Genomic DNA, 14,443 nt, shown 5'->3' on the forward strand with positions numbered 1-14,443 from the left:
CCTGCAGTACACGCCATCAAATGAAGAAATCGAATTAATCGTTAAGAACTGTCCAGTGTGCATCGATGGTGAGGGAACCGAGGATGTTGAAATATCTGGTTATAGGGATCTCCCTCGGGTTGAGACCAATAAGGTTAGAGGCGGTGCATGCCTCGTTATAGCAGAAGGGTTATGCCAAAAGGCGCCGAAGATCCAGAAACATGTAAGGCGCCTGGGAATTGATGGATGGGATTTCATAGATGAGTACCTTGATCTCCGGAAAAAGTTTTCAGAGGAATCGGAGGCCAGCGGAGTCGCACCAGATTACAAATTCTTGAAGGACATAGTTGCTGGGAGGCCCGTTCTTGCGCATCCTTCAAAGGTCGGTGGTTTCAGGTTGAGATATGGTCGTGGGAGAACGACGGGGCTAGCGGCTATCGGTCTGAATCCTGCCACAATGTACGCGCTGGATGAATTCATTGCGGTCGGAACTCAAATTAAACTTGAAAGGCCAGGAAAGGCTGGTGCTGCGACACCGTGTGATTCGATTGAGGGACCGATTGTGCTCCTCGAGAATGGTGATCTCGTACAGGTCAATTCTGTTGATGAATTTGAAAAAATCCGTGGTAGAATTAAGGAGATCGTTGACCTCGGCGAGATATTAATTTCCTTTGGGGAATTTGTCGAAAACAATCATGTATTGGTTCCAGGTGCTTATTCTATTGAGTGGTACAGAGAAGAGCTCAAGCGAGCATGCGTTGAATTACCGGAAAGCTGGAGAGATCCAAGCTTTGAGGAAGCGATGAGAATTTCAAAAACTTATGGCGTCCCGCTCCATCCGAAATTCAATCTTTTTTGGTCGGACGTCGATATGGATGGATTAAGAGATTTGCGCTCGCATTTATTGATAAACGCATCTTGGCACGATGGTATTCTTGAGATCAAGAAAGAGGCGAAAGTAAAAAATGTATTAGAAAGACTCGGAGCTTTGCACCGCGTCGTTGGTGACTTCATCGTTTTGGAAAATTATGCGAAGCCAGTTCTCGCCGGGCTCGGTCTCGGCCATAACGGTGAGAAGATTGTTGAGGTCGCGGCTTTCGAGGGTGAAGATCCATTGACCGCAGTTTCTAGGGCGATGGGGATTACGGTGCGACCGCGGGCGGTGACGCGGATCGGCGCTAGAATGGCGAGACCGGAGAAAGCCAAGGAAAGAAAAATGCGACCACCTCCCCACGTACTCTTCCCTCTTGGACATAGCGGGGGTTTACAGAGACTGGTGAGCGAGGCAGCGACCGAAGAAGAGATTGAGGTTGAGGTAGGGGTGAGACAGTGCAGAGCATGCGGTAAGAAGACGTTTCAGTGTGTGTGTGAGTGCGGATCTCATACGGTCGTATCGGGTGACCCCGAAATCCAGCGTATTCCGATATCTAAGCTTCTCAAACAGGCGATGGAACGTCTTAAGGAAAGAAATTTACCAGAGATAAAAGGCGTCCAAGGAATGATCTCCAAAAACAAAACGCCTGAGGCGATCGAGAAAGGGATTTTGAGAGCGAAATACGACGTTTTTGTGTTCAAAGATGGAACAATCCGTTATGACATGACCGATGTCCCTCTCACGCATTTCAGACCACGTGAAATTGGGCTGACCGTCGAAAAAGCCCGCTCTCTTGGATATGTAAAAGACGCATTTGGCAATGAATTAACTGAGGACACTCAACTTTGCGAACTTAAAGTTCAGGACATCGTCCCTTCATCATCTTGTGGAGATTATCTCTTGAGGGTTGCCAAGTTCGTCGACGAGCTTCTGCAAGACCATTACGGTCTCAGTCCATACTACAACGTTAATCACCGATCAGATCTGATCGGCCATCTAGCCATCGGTTTGGCACCTCACACTTCTGGAGGCGTGTTATGCAGGATCATTGGATTTACAGATGCGAATGTCGGCTATGGCCATCCGTTCTTCCATGCAGCGAAGAGGCGAAATGCAGACGGTGATGAAGACAGCTGTATTCTCCTACTTGATGCACTAATCAACTTTTCGAGGTCATTTCTTCCCGATCGGAGAGGGGGCTTAATGGATGCACCGCTCGTCCTCACGACCCGCATTGATCCAAATGAAATCGATAAGGAAGCACATAATCTCGATGTGCGATGGGACTATCCTTTAGAGTTCTACGAAGCCTCTATGTCTTACAAACATCCAAAGGAAATCCAGGAAATGATGGATTTAGTCGCGAATAGAATAGGTTCAGTTTTACAGTATGAGGGGTTCGGTTTTACTCACGATACGAAAGATATCGCTGAAGGCCCAAAAGAATCGTCGTACAAAACTCTCGAAACGATGATCGACAAGATGAACGCCCAGCTAGAATTAGCAAAGAAGATCAGGGCAGTCGACGAGACTGACGTTGTTTATAGGGTGATCACAAGGCATTTCTTGCCCGATATGATTGGCAATTTGAATAGTTTTTCTGGTCAGCGTCTCAGATGCACAAAATGCAATGCAAGTTATCGTAGAATGCCATTGAGAGGGAAATGTTATTGTGGTGCTAATCTAACCCTGACTGTGCATGAAAAAAGCATTAAGAAATACCTCGAGATCACGAAAGAAATTGGGAGGAAATTTGGCCTGCCAACATACACTTTGCAGCGAATTGCTCTTATTGAAAATTCGATAAATTCACTGTTTGAAAATGATAAAGTTAAGAAGTGCACACTCACTGATTTCATGTGACTTTTTTACTGACTTTCGAATGAGGAGACCAATTCCCTGAAATCCTCGAATTTCTTCTCCATGATCTCCAAAGCTGTACGAAGCGTCTTCTCAGCGCTGAGAGAACCATCCGTTTCAAATTCGAAGATAAATTTCCCTTCATTTCCTTTAACGGTCACCGCTTTGTTGGTGCATGCCTCAACGCATGCCATACACAAAGTGCATGCTTCTTGATCAATAACGACAGTCTTTCCATCCTTTTTGCCAAAACAACCGCGAGGACACGCTTTGATGCAGTCATCTTCGCCTTCGCATTTACTGTAATCAATAGAGATCTCTGGATAGTATTTATATCCGACACCGTTAGTGACCTGCCATTTCGCATGTTGTTTGGCAGTGCCAAGGCGCGCGGACGCATAAATCAAGAGCGCTTGTCCAGGGCCGAGCTTAACGATGGGGATAAGCTCGTCCTTTACTCTCAGTTCATTTCCTCCAAGGGGTTCAAGATCACCAGAATAGACCTCGCATGGCCCCTTTTTGTTCAGTGAATACATGATCGTGCAATTAGGACACCCCTCCCCACCACATGTGCATTTTTCCTGGAAGGTAAAGATATCTAGATCTGTTGGTATGGGGACCATTCCTAGTCTATGAGCGATGATTTCATCAAAGAGGGGGCTGACGCTCTCATATTCGTTGCCCTCCTCATCTCTGATCGGGCCGAGATGGAATTCCACGGTGTCGATGGCCATCTTTGGGATTTCGGAAATGAGACATCGACGCAAAGCGTTCGCGACCTCGGGCCTCGTGCCGGAAATAACGAATTTAGCTTTTGTTTCCATCAATTCGAGTATCTTGATTTCCATAGGTTGCCGCCTCTATACGCGCCTTCCTCTTCGGCCACCTTTCTTTTTCGTTCCGTCGTGAGGTATTGGTGTCACGTCCTCAATGCGTCCGATTTTCAGACCTGCGCGTGCGAGTGCTCTGATTGCCGCCTGGGCTCCTGGCCCAGGTGAGAGAGACTTATTACCGCCTGGTGCGCGGACTTTTACATGTATCCCCTCGATTCCCTTTTCTTTGGCAATTTCGGCGACCCGTTCGGCAGCTCTCATGGCAGCGTATGGTGAAGCCTCATCCTTAGCGGCTTTAACTACCATGCCACCTGAACATTTGGTGATCGTTTCCGACCCAGTTATGTCAGTTAATGTGATGATGATATTGTTGTAGCTTGCAAATATATGAGCGATTCCCCATTTCCCCATCATTTAGCCTCCTCTGTCTCAGTATCGCCCTCATCAATGTCCAGTTCCTCAAAGGCTTCGCCGCCTTCTTCGAGAACCTCAACGACCTCTTTGACCTTCAGTATTTTCTTTGGAACTTTTGGTTTCTCTAGAGCCACTTTCTCGACGCCTCTCTCTTCTTTCGACTTCTTCTTTAAGAGTCTCATTGGGTGTTGTTCGTCCGCGAGTGGAGAAGCAGGATTGAATTCAATCTTGTCTTCCTCGTTCCTCCCTACGATATACCCAGGAACGGTGACCTTTCTGCCGTTAACGAAAATATGTCCATGCACTATGAACTGCCTTGCTTGTTCCATTGTGTTGGCAAGTCCCTTCTTATAGACTAAGGTCTGGAGGCGCCTGTTTAGTATGGACTCAGCGGTCAAACTTAGCACATCATCGAGCGTCGAACCGTCTAGCGGCAAAAGTCCAATCATGCCGCACTTTCTCAGGAGATTCTGCGTCTCGATTCGTGCTTGTTCTTCCCCGTATCTCAGTCGCGCCTGTAGATTTCTTGACTGCCGCCTGAGATTTCTCACAATCGATTTAGCCTTCCAGATCTCTCTCTTATTTTTGAGTCCGTATATTCTTACGAGCTCTGTCTCCTCTTTGATTCGATCTGCCTTCCATGGATGCGAAGGCGTATCATAAGTCCGACGAGGGAATTTCGGATCGCCCATCTAAACACCTACTTCTTCCCACTCTTTTCGCTGCTCTCAGCCTTTGCTGGTTGCGTTCTTTGTCGACTTACACCCAGCGTGAGACCTGTTCTACCATTCGACCTTGTCCGCTGGCCCCTGACTTTCTGGCCCATCTCGTGTCTGATCCCTTTGTAGCATCTGATCATCTTCATCCGGTTGATGTCGTCTTTTCTGTACAATTCTAGGTCAGCACCAATCAAATGCATGTCAAGCCCCGTTTCGAAATCGTGTTGTCTGTTCACAGCCCAACTGGGAACAAAATCTGCATAAGTCTGAAGTAATTTTTCAATCTCTTCTATCTTTGAATCTGGTAGGCTACCAATTTTTTCGATTCTGCTCACACCAGCCTTTCTTGCGATGATCTCGGCCACTCGGTTACCGACGCCCTTGATTCTTTGCAGAGCTACTACAACGCCCTTATTGCCATCTAGGTCAGTATTCGCAAGCCTCACGATATACTTGAAATCATCCTTTTGTATCGGTTGTGTTCCGCTGGTTTCGACCAAAGTGCCTACCTCCATACGATGATCAAACGAGTTAATGTTCTCGTGGAGCAAGTCCCCTACATGTAAGTTTATATTTAAGAGTTTCTGTAACTTTGTGCTCTGCCCAGTATTAAAATTCTTCGATAAAACGGCGAATGAACTCTTTCCTCTTTTTGAAAGGAATCCACCATCGATCGCGATTCAGTGAGCACCAAAAAACACAACAATGATTAAAGCAGTTATAATGCCAACAAGCACAAATCTCAAGCCGCTGAGGATCATCCTTTCTTTGGCCAACTTTCCAAAATAGAAGCCCATAAGGAAAAGGAATGTCAGTGTGATAGTGGTTGACACAAGCGCGGCAGTCCTCACATCAAAAAATGCGAAGGGAACGATTGGAACGAGAGCAGCTAGAAGCGGCGCAATGCCGTGAATAATAGCTGAAACGATCGCGGAAACTCGGAGTGCCCTATCAAATTCCGTTCCAGAGATTTCTGACAGCATCGCCTTTTCGATATTCAACTGGACGACTCTTGACTCGACCCTTTCAGCTTCGTATGCTCCAACGATCGAGGAAATCGCTAACGCAATGCTTCCTCCTATGCCAGCACTCAATATGATCTCTCGACTTAAATGCCCAGTCGATACAGCCCCCAGTATTACCCCAAGAATCGTCAAGGCACCGTCAAACGCGCCAATAATAAAGTATCGTCTTAGGATCCCATCGAGTTTCGTCGCTCTTGAATAGGTTCTGAGCTTTTCAATGAATCTCCTATGCTTCATTTCATCAAGCACATCCTGATATTAACCTTTTCACAATTTCTGGTACTTTGCGGAGAACTTCGTCAACCTTTTCCTCTCGCAAACCCCCGGCTTGCGCAAATTCCTTTTTGCCGCCACCCGTACCGCCAGCCAATGCCGTAATTTCCGTGAGAATCTCTCTACAATCGACCTCAACGTCCTTACCGCACGAAACAAGGACTCTTGGGTTGTTTTCACCACTTGCAATTACCGACAAAACATTTTCTTTTGCCGAAAGTGCTCTAGATATCTCCACGGGGTCTTCAAATTCCCCCTTCACGCGATAAGTAATGATTTTGATATTGTCGATGACTGCAGCGTCCGTTAGCAGACGGTCGAGAATCGTTTTGTTGTATACAGTTCTCAGATCTTCGTATGCTTTTTTTGTTTGCTTGAGTTCTTCAAGGACCCTCTCAGTTGCTGGTATCAACTGCTCTGGTGTTGTTCTCAATTTTTCTGATAGCAACCAGACAATCTCCTTGTCTCTGATCACGTTGTCTATCGCTGTCGTTCCCACCGTATATTCAATGCGTATGACACCATCTTGGATTCGTTTCGTTTTCGAAATACGGACGAGCCCGACTTGCCCGGTGTTCTTACAGTGGAGACCTCCACATGCTTCGGCGTCGATTCCCTCAATTTCAACGACCCTTATGATGGCGCCAGGAACCGCTCCACCTTGGTATAAACGGAATCCGTATGACTTTTCCGCCTCGATCCGTGGCATTAACTTGACATTAACAGGTAAATTCTCGAGGACAATACGATTAACTTCTTTTTCGAGCCTTTCGATTTGTTCTCTGGTCAAGTTCTGATGATGGGTGATGTCGAGGCGACCAAAATCTTCCGACTTGTGTGCACCAGCTTGCCATACGTGATTTCCGAGAAGTCGCCTCGCGACCCCATTAATTAGATGCGCAGCCGTATGGTGTCTCATGAGCTGTATCCTTCTTTTTTTGTCCACTATCCCCTTAACCTTCGTTCCAACCTCGAAGGAATCACCCTCTAAAAAATGAACAACTGAGTTCCCCTTTCTTAGCACTCTGGTCACCTTTATGCCGTTCAGCGTACCAATGTCCCATTCCTGTCCTCCTCCTTCTGGATAGAATGAAGTCTTGTCAAGAACAACCGCCTTATCGATCTTCGCAATGACCGTCGCTTCAAATTCTAGGATCTCGGGATCTTCGTAATAGAGGAGTTTTGTCTCTGGGAGGTTTTCAGGTATTCCGGATAAGGAACTTTCCTCTTTTATCATTTCGGGTTTTTCGTGCCTCGCCGCGACTCGGATATAGAAATCATCTGGGATATCCACTTGAAACGATGAAAATTCCTGGACAATTTCAGGATTCAAGCCATGTGAGTCGTAGAGTTCTATGAGCATCTCAGTCGAAATTCGTTCCTCAGGTCCAAGACTCTTGGTAATTCTCGAAACGAGTTGTCGTCCTCTCGCTAATGTCTCTTTGTATTTTTCCTCCTCATAATCGACGAGTTCCAAAATGTCTTCCTTATTCTCCTTCATCTCAGTGAAAATGGAACTAAAGAAATCAATTTGCCAGCTTACGACATCTGATAACGGTATGTTAACGCCCAAATCGCGCATTGCCCGAAGCGCCCTTCTAACGAGCAATCGTGCGAAATAACCCTCTCTGACGTTTGATGGTACGACCCCGTCGTTGAGCATGAACGCCAGGGCTCGCGTATGATCACATATCACGTAAATGTCTTCAAGAGGTTTGACACACTGGATGAGCTCTTTATAGGATATCCCTATTCTGTCGGCCGTCATTTCTCTGATTTTCTTGATATCTGCTGCAGTACGGGCATTGGTCATACCAGCGACTTTGCAATACTCGTTGAGAATCCTCAAATCTGCGGATATGCCTGTGATTTCTTTAAGATGTTGAAGCACAGGCCCGAATACCGCTTCATATGCCGAGGATGTTCCCTGTGATACCCATGTTATTCTCTCAAGACCATATCCAGTGTCAACAACAGTCATGCTCAGGGGTTTTCTTCCACTCGTCTCTTCTTTATACATCATGAACACGAGCGTGGCAAGCTCGACACCGTCGAGAATGACTTCAAGACAAGGACCAGAGTTCCCACCACCCTCCCACCATTCTTCAATGTATCTCATCCTCTCAGGTGGGACTCCGAGGCTACTTGTAAAGAATTCGTGGCAGAGTTCAACGGTCCGATCTTTAAAATATATTTCCTTTTTATTTCTATTGAAAGCGTGATGAGCGAGCATCTCAAAAAAAGTAAAGTGTCTCCCAGTTTTCCCTACATTGTCAATATCGTTAAATCTGACACATGTCTGTGAAATAACGAGGGGGTTCGCGGGCGGATCCACCACACCCTCGAGAACCCAAGGCTGAAAATCGTATATCGATGCCTGCGTGAAAAAAACGTCATCTCTCCACCTAGCAACAATAGGATAACGGCCCACACGGGTGTGCCCATGCTTCTCAAAGAATCTCAGATACGTTTCCCTCATTTCATGGAGGGTGAGCGACTTGTTCATCGGGGAATTACCAATGAACGTATATTCGTCGCAGGGCGGCTCACCACAAGTCTCCCATGGCCCAAGCGTCCAGTAATGCCTACCACATCTGCGGCATTTTCTCCGAGCGAAGCCTTTACTTTTGAAGTAATCTAGCTCGTATTCCGAGGCATTCATTGTTCTGCGTATTGGGGGGTCTTTATTTTAATCTTTTTAATCGTACTCATCATCCAGCGTTAAATCGATAGGAGATCATCATCTTTTTTGATGCGCCGATCCGTCTTATCATTGTATCAAACGCACGTTTTCTTTGTAATCAATGTGCACGTCGATTACCGAGAGCTCGTCATTGCGTAAACAGTTTGCCAGGACCTCGCTGAGCTCCTTTGCCGTTGAAACTCTGTATCCGTTCGCCCCGAATGACTCCGCATACTTCACAAAATCAGGATTTCTAAAATCAACACCGATCGTCCTTCCAAAATTCTTCTGTTGGCGGATTTTTATCATACCGAATCCACCGTCATTGAATATTATTGTTGTAAATGGCGTTTTCAGTCTCGATGCAGTTTCGAGCTCGGAAGAAGTCATTAAGAAACCGCCATCCCCACAGACCGCAACGACCTTTCTCTCAGGGCATACTAGCTTTGCAGCAATTGCACCAGGGACAGCAATACCCATCGGAAGCAGCCCATTAGATGCGATCAATGTCCTCTCGGCATACGTTTGGTATAGTTTTTCCATCCATAGCAGGTGTGCTCCAACATCCGAGATAATTATATCCTTCCTTCCAAGACAATCCCTAATAGCACGCACAGCGAGTTGTGGTTTGACCGGGCTCTCATCACGAGGAAGATCGAATATCCTTCTATGTAATTGATCCCTTAATTCAGAAGTCCAGTTGTCTTTTCTCGTGCCACATGATGTCAGCAACGACAAGTTCTTCTTCATGTTACCAATCAACTGAATATCTGGACTGAATTTCGGTGCCGTTTCAGCGTAGGAAGCGCCAATATATACTATCTTCTTTTTTTTCCCTACGTTCCAAAAAACTGGCTGGAACTCGAGTACGTCGTAACCGATGGTAATGACAAGATCTGAAAGTTCAAATGCCCTTCTCATAAAGTCGTGCGTTCTTAACCCGACTGTATGCAGGCTAAGTGGATCGTCGAATGGGATTAAGCCGCTCCCCATCCAAGTATGAGCAACTGGAATGTTAAGTGCCCTGGCAAATTCTCTGAATTCATCTTCCGCATGTGCCCTTAAAATTCCACGCCCAGCGAGAACCATCGGAGTTTCAGAAGATTCAATGAATTCCTTGATAATGTCAATCGCAGAATCGTCCCCTCCAGAAATTTCGATTGGAGACCTTTGCATTGGTTCTCCCTCAGCAACAGTCCCCATTACATCTTGTGGCAATTCTATATGAACCGGTCCAGGTCGCTCCTGTGCAGCAATATCGAAAGCGTTCCTCACAACTGTTGGGATTCGCGATGAAGCTCGAATGCTCAAGCTCGCCTTCGTTATCGGCTTGAAGAGCTCGACAAGGTCGATGTACTGTTTTTGCGGCGGGTACGCCCTTTCAAGCCAGACTTGTCCCGTTAAGGCAACCAGTGGTACATAGTTGAGATATGAATCCGCTATTCCTGTCACAAGATTTGTCGCACCAGGGCCAAGTGTGGAAAGACAGACCCCTGGCTCATTGGTGAGAAGCGCGGTGATTTCGGCCATCAGGGATGCAGACTCCTCATGTTTCGTTAATATGAATTCGATGCCAGAATCGATGAGACTGTCCATGACTTCGAGGTTCTCCTCCCCTGGGATGCCAAATATCTTGGTGACGCCCTCGTTCTCAAGACATTTAACTAGGAGGTCAGATCCCCTCATCAACACACCTCACTCGAATAACTTCGAACGCTCTTCAATTAATCGCCTGGTCGCCCTCATGATCGCATTTCTGATATCGCCTCTCTCCTTCATCGCAACAATCCCACGGCGCTCTAGAGCTTCGATGGCCCGGTCTCCAAATTGGCTGGCCAGTACCATGTCAAATCCTTTAAGAGCATCAGCGATCCTCTCAATCTTAGTCGCATGGCTCTTTCCGAACATCGGGACTTCCATCATCGGATCGACCCTGATCTCTCCTGCTGGGGTTATCAAATTCCCTTCGACATCATACACAAGGAAACGATCGGTATGCCCGAAATGCGTATCAACATTTGAACCGTCACTGGAGGCGACCGCGATTTTGTATTTTGTCTTCCCCTCCATTTGTACAGAGACAATTCCTCTCTCAGGTAATTGAGTACCGCATGTGATATGGGCAAACTCCGCAGATCGGTCTTGATCGAGCAGACCGATGGCATCGGCTCGGCAAAAACGGCAATGCCTCATCTGTCGTATCTCTGTCTCACACATGTCCTGCAAGAGTTTCCTCTCTCTTGGCGTCGGAGCTGTAAGATTTGCAAATTTTGTTCCAGGGACAGGAATTAGTGGAATAATGTTAACGATATAAGCCCCAATTTCCTTCGCTTTCTTTGCAACCTCGGGTATGTGGGTGTCATTGATACCGGGAATCATGACCGTGTTGACCTTTACGAGCATTCCTGCTTTTGAGGCCATCTCCACCCCCTTCAACTGATTTTCGACAAGAATCTTTGCCGCATCAAGCCCTCGCCATATTTTTCCATCGTATGAAATAAAGTCATATATCTTGCTGGCAATTTGAGGGTCAACGGCGTTTATGGTCACAGTGATGAATCTTACGCCTAAGGATCTTAAACGCTCGACATATCTCGGTAGCAAGAGTCCGTTGGTGCTAAGACATAGCGTCAAATCGGGAAATTCATTGTGAATCAGATCAAGCGTTTTGAATGTCTCTTCATTAGCAAGTGGATCACCAGGGCCTGCGATCCCAATGACGGTGAGATTTGGAATCCTCTCTTTGACATAACGGACTTTCTGGACTGCTTGCTCTGGTGTGAGGATCTCACTTGTCACGCCTGGTCTGCTTTCATTTGCGCAGTCATATCTTCGATTGCAGTAGTTGCACTGGATATTGCAACGCGGTGCGACTGGGAGGTGCATTCGCGCACACTTCTGGTGAGCGGCTTCAGCATAACACGGGTGCATTTCTAGCATTTTCTCAATTTTCTGTTCACGTTCCTGCTCCATCGAATCCTCTCATTATTGGTTGTTGGGAATCAGTAATATATCCCTCTCATTACTCCTATGCAATGCTTTCAATAAATCAAGAAGAAGAATATATAATACGTGACGAATGTAAAAGCAATAGTGTATTACGTAAGTCCGCAGTCCTTTTGATCCTTTGGCATACCGTCGTGATGTAATGTCACTAATCTAATAGCATAGCAATGGACATATATCATGATCACTTCCTCCGCAACGTGTAGTTCATCTGGCACTCTTCATATCGTGATGTACTGTGCACTGATCTCCATAATGGCCATTTCTCCGAGTGCATTGCCCTGCCGATAAAATTTAATTTGAAGTGTAGCGCTACTATCGTTTTCAAAGTCGTCACAACTCACGCTGATATCTAAAATAAGTCCATCTCAACCGTAATCTAAGATGCGAGTTGAAATTTCCTTCGCTACCCATACCCGCAGAATTGGTCTATCTTTAATTAAAATCGTTCTGTATATACAAATCTTGTTCCATATGCAATACCAGAGCTATGTTCCATCCCTTTTCATGAGAGTTTGTTATCTGTACGGCTGAATTGAGGAAAGACCAGACAAAAAACGATTTTGCGATCCTCGGGAGTACGTTTCCCAGGGCTGTTGCCTTTTAAAAAATATCTAAAAAAGTATCCCGGTCATGCATGCAAATATACAAGGGTGAATGATGATGGGAAAAGATAGATTACGGGCAGCCAAGCTCGGATTTCTGCATTTGAGTAGTCTCAAAATTGTCACCCTTTGAATTTTTTGATTTCGGTGATCCTTTGCAAAACTTTTGTCAGTGAAAAGATAATAATACACTATCATTCTAGACAAATTGTGTAGATGAGGGTGTTTGATGTTCAGCGACGGAGCATTCGAAAAATTCATCGCCTCGATGAATCGCCATATTCCGTCAACGAGAAGGCGATTGATCGATCTTCTCCGTGAAGAAAGTCCCTGTTACACTGGAAAAGATGGAAACCGTTATGCGATTTCGAAGAATGAAATCGAGTATATCGCCTCTCTTCTAGACGATGTGGAAAAGGAGCGCCTCAGGTTACCTATTTTTATCGTTACGGACACCTCCTATCCAGGCGGTGCATGGAAAGTCTCAGGAAAAATTGAAGTCAAACTTATCTCAAGAATTATTGGTCGCGAGCCTGAGAATGAAGACGAGATATGGATTTTCTATCCGCATCTGATGGAGTTGAGAAAGCGTCTGCCTACTTCCACTACATGCCTTTATGTCCCATAGTTATGGACTCTCGGTTTTGATTATCTCTTCAGAAGGTTTTTAAGACAGGAGTATCTGAGAGATCATTGTGCCAAAGGTCGGTCTTGCGGATCTGCCACTTCACGGAGGAAGTGCGCCTCGATGGCTCTTTGAAAGGATGGTAAAACTCGCCTCTGCGATTGCAGATGTTATGATCATTGAGTACGGCTCAAAGGAAATCATCAGGCGGCTTGCCGACCCATTCTGGTTCCAGGCGTTTTCATGCGTACTCGGTTTCGATTGGCATAGCTCGGGGACAACGACAGTTACGTGCGGGGCTTTAAAGGAGGCATTGAGAACAAGCGACGAGATTTGTGTTGCTGGGGGGAAAGGAAAGCGTTCGACTGAAACCCCGAATGAGATCAAGACATGGGCAGAGAGTCATGAGATCTCTCCTAATCTCGAGGCCAAAATGATCTACGCGAGTAGGATGAGTGCAAAGATCGACAACGTCGCAATTCAAGACGGACATGAGCTCTATCATCATACGTTTGTATGTGATAGGAAGGGCAACTGGACTGTTGTTCAACAAGGTATGGATCAAGAAAGAGGTTATGCGAGAAGATATCATTGGTATTCTGGCCAGTTAAGAGAATTTGTCGAAGAGCCCCATACGGCAATACTGGGTTTTGAAAAGAACAAGGTTCTCGACATGACCTCACGAAAAAGTGGAGAATCTAGAAAGGTTTCGGTCGATCTGGTCAACGAAGGAATAGACCGATTGAGGCGAGAGATTGTTGTCATGGAGGAAGGCCAAAGCTCCATCACTGAGTGGACAGGTGAACGAATATTGCGTCTAAGCATGCCTAGATCGATCAACTGGGAAGCATTGAGAAAAGCTTATGAATTTCGTCCGACGAATTACGAGGAGCTGCTAGCAATAAAGGGAATCGGCCCTTCGACCGTCAGAGCCCTTGCGTTGATAGGAGAGCTCATATACGGAGCCGAACCTAGCTGGAAAGATCCAGTTAAATTTTCGTTTGCAGTTGGGGGGAAGGATGGAGTCCCGTTTCCTGTAGATAGGAAATCAATGGACGAATCAATTCAGCTGCTGGTAGACGGCATCGAACAGGCGAAATTAGGGAAAAGAGAAAAGTTCGACGCAATCAAGCGTATCAGAAGATTCGTACCCCCTGATTTAACTCTATTTGATCAATGAGTATGTATCAGCATTTTGTATAGCTCTCAGAATTTCTAAATCGAATTCTTCTGAGCTTATAGAAAAATCATAATGGGAATAACAAGTGGAAGGACATACGCAGCCCGTATGACGGTTAAGCCGAAGCCAACCGCACTGCTTTGCCGACAGCTTATGCGGCCGTAACAACGTTAGTGACCGCGGACTGAGTACCTCGGCGAACCTTGGTACGTACATCCCGGTCCTATCAAACTCGTCATTTACGAGTGTTGTAAGGTGCCTCTTTTTCGAGGTGGTTTCGAGCTTAGATGCTTTCAGCTCTTACCCACGACGGCGTGGCTGCCCAGCTATGCCCTGCCGGACAACTGGTTAACTAGAGGCCGCGAAC

At 46.2% G+C, this 14,443-nt stretch carries 11 protein-coding genes and 1 rRNA gene; 3 read left to right on the forward strand and 9 right to left on the reverse strand.

The window, feature by feature from the left end; all coding sequences use genetic code 11:
* Positions 1–2,716, forward strand: a 2,716-nt coding sequence (locus QHH00_07950) for a DNA polymerase II large subunit (GenBank protein MDH7509308.1), incomplete at its 5' end; no start/stop codon positions are given.
* Positions 2,717–2,721: 5 nt separating this feature from the next.
* On the opposite strand, the gene QHH00_07955 is transcribed toward QHH00_07950, so the two are convergent.
* From QHH00_07955 to nifB, 8 genes are all read right to left on the reverse strand, one after another.
* Positions 2,722–3,561 carry a DNA-directed RNA polymerase subunit D gene (locus QHH00_07955; GenBank protein ID MDH7509309.1) on the reverse strand — a complete coding sequence of 280 codons (840 nt, stop codon included), beginning with the start codon at positions 3,559–3,561 and terminating at the stop codon, positions 2,722–2,724.
* A gap of 12 nt (positions 3,562–3,573) precedes the next feature.
* Entirely contained in the window at positions 3,574–3,960 is a 387-nt protein-coding gene (locus QHH00_07960) for a 30S ribosomal protein S11 (protein ID MDH7509310.1), read from the reverse strand.
* A complete protein-coding gene (locus QHH00_07965; GenBank protein ID MDH7509311.1) occupies positions 3,957–4,652 on the reverse strand; it encodes a 30S ribosomal protein S4 in 696 nt (231 codons plus the stop codon). The genes QHH00_07960 and QHH00_07965 overlap by 4 nt, the downstream gene beginning before the upstream one ends.
* Positions 4,653–4,660: 8 nt before the next feature.
* Positions 4,661–5,179 carry a 30S ribosomal protein S13 gene (locus QHH00_07970; protein ID MDH7509312.1) on the reverse strand — a complete coding sequence of 173 codons (519 nt, stop codon included), beginning with the start codon at positions 5,177–5,179 and terminating at the stop codon, positions 4,661–4,663.
* A gap of 180 nt (positions 5,180–5,359) precedes the next feature.
* Entirely contained in the window at positions 5,360–5,941 is a 582-nt protein-coding gene (locus QHH00_07975) for a VIT1/CCC1 transporter family protein (protein ID MDH7509313.1), read from the reverse strand.
* 4 nt (positions 5,942–5,945) lie between these two features.
* Positions 5,946–8,639 (reverse strand): alanine--tRNA ligase, encoded by a 2,694-nt coding sequence (gene alaS / locus QHH00_07980; protein ID MDH7509314.1) that lies wholly within the window; start codon positions 8,637–8,639, stop codon positions 5,946–5,948.
* A gap of 108 nt (positions 8,640–8,747) precedes the next feature.
* A complete protein-coding gene (locus QHH00_07985; protein ID MDH7509315.1) occupies positions 8,748–10,346 on the reverse strand; it encodes an acetolactate synthase large subunit in 1,599 nt (532 codons plus the stop codon).
* A gap of 9 nt (positions 10,347–10,355) precedes the next feature.
* Positions 10,356–11,633: a nitrogenase cofactor biosynthesis protein NifB gene (gene nifB / locus QHH00_07990; protein MDH7509316.1), complete on the reverse strand. Its 1,278-nt coding sequence runs from the start codon at positions 11,631–11,633 to the stop codon at positions 10,356–10,358.
* A gap of 867 nt (positions 11,634–12,500) precedes the next feature.
* Here nifB and QHH00_07995 point away from each other — a divergent pair.
* Together QHH00_07995 and QHH00_08000 are read left to right on the forward strand one after the other, a co-directional pair.
* Positions 12,501–12,899: a DUF61 family protein gene (locus tag QHH00_07995; protein ID MDH7509317.1), complete on the forward strand. Its 399-nt coding sequence runs from the start codon at positions 12,501–12,503 to the stop codon at positions 12,897–12,899.
* Positions 12,900–12,966: 67 nt separating this feature from the next.
* The gene (locus QHH00_08000) at positions 12,967–14,076 is read left to right on the forward strand and encodes a DUF763 domain-containing protein (protein ID MDH7509318.1); all 1,110 of its coding nucleotides are present in this window, start codon (positions 12,967–12,969) and stop codon (positions 14,074–14,076) included.
* A 151-nt stretch (positions 14,077–14,227) separates the two neighbouring features.
* On the opposite strand, the gene QHH00_08005 is transcribed toward QHH00_08000, so the two are convergent.
* Positions 14,228–14,443 (reverse strand): 23S ribosomal RNA (locus tag QHH00_08005); the annotation flags it as partial.

This window comes from Methanomassiliicoccales archaeon, from assembly GCA_029907465.1.
Classification (GTDB): Archaea; Thermoplasmatota; Thermoplasmata; order Methanomassiliicoccales; family JACIVX01; genus JACIVX01.

Coding starts and splice junctions, on each gene's coding strand:
- alaS (MDH7509314.1), bottom strand. CDS start 8,639: ATGAATGCCTCGGAATACGAGCTAGATTACTTCAAAAGTAAAGGCTTC.
- QHH00_07965 (MDH7509311.1), bottom strand. CDS start 4,652: ATGGGCGATCCGAAATTCCCTCGTCGGACTTATGATACGCCTTCGCAT.
- QHH00_07985 (MDH7509315.1), bottom strand. CDS start 10,346: ATGAGGGGATCTGACCTCCTAGTTAAATGTCTTGAGAACGAGGGCGTC.
- nifB (MDH7509316.1), bottom strand. CDS start 11,633: ATGGAGCAGGAACGTGAACAGAAAATTGAGAAAATGCTAGAAATGCAC.
- QHH00_07955 (MDH7509309.1), bottom strand. CDS start 3,561: ATGGAAATCAAGATACTCGAATTGATGGAAACAAAAGCTAAATTCGTT.
- QHH00_07960 (MDH7509310.1), bottom strand. CDS start 3,960: ATGATGGGGAAATGGGGAATCGCTCATATATTTGCAAGCTACAACAAT.
- QHH00_07975 (MDH7509313.1), bottom strand. CDS start 5,941: ATGAAGCATAGGAGATTCATTGAAAAGCTCAGAACCTATTCAAGAGCG.
- QHH00_07995 (MDH7509317.1), top strand. CDS start 12,501: ATGTTCAGCGACGGAGCATTCGAAAAATTCATCGCCTCGATGAATCGC.